This window comes from Pseudomonas sp. SID14000 (genome assembly GCF_002165135.1).
Classification (GTDB): Bacteria; Pseudomonadota; Gammaproteobacteria; order Pseudomonadales; family Pseudomonadaceae; genus Aquipseudomonas.
Genome location: NZ_NFZQ01000164.1, coordinates 1 through 393, shown reverse-complemented (window position 1 = coordinate 393; position 393 = coordinate 1). Strand labels below are relative to the sequence as shown.

Here is a 393-nt window from a genome sequence, read left to right as displayed (position 1 = left end):
AGCACGAGCACGACCGAGAACGCGGAGATCGTGCGCAGGTCCCGCCGGAAGTCCATGGTCGGCACGTTGGTGGCCGACGAGTACAGCAGCGGTGGCAGCACGACCCCGAGCACCCACTCGGGCTGGATCTCGATCTCAGGCACGAACGGCAGGAAGCTCACCGCCACGCCCACCAGCACGAGCAGCAGGGGAGCGGCGACGCCCACCCGGGGGGCGAACGTCGTCACCAGCACGATCACGAGCACGGCGAGCACACCGGCGGCCACCAGGTCCATGCGTCACCTCACGGTCGGCGCGGCAGGGTCGTAGCCGAACCTACGCCCCTGAGGACGTCCACCCCCGCGGCATCCACCCCACCCGCCCACCCCCCGCGCATCCCCGCCGCCCCCGGGC

Annotated in this window: 1 protein-coding gene; it reads right to left on the bottom strand. The window is 72.3% G+C overall.

Annotated elements, in window-relative coordinates:
* A partial coding sequence (locus CAY82_RS27785) for a cation:proton antiporter (protein WP_170931146.1) occupies window positions 1–275 on the bottom strand: 275 nt, incomplete at its 3' end.
* Window positions 276–393 lie beyond the last annotated feature (118 nt).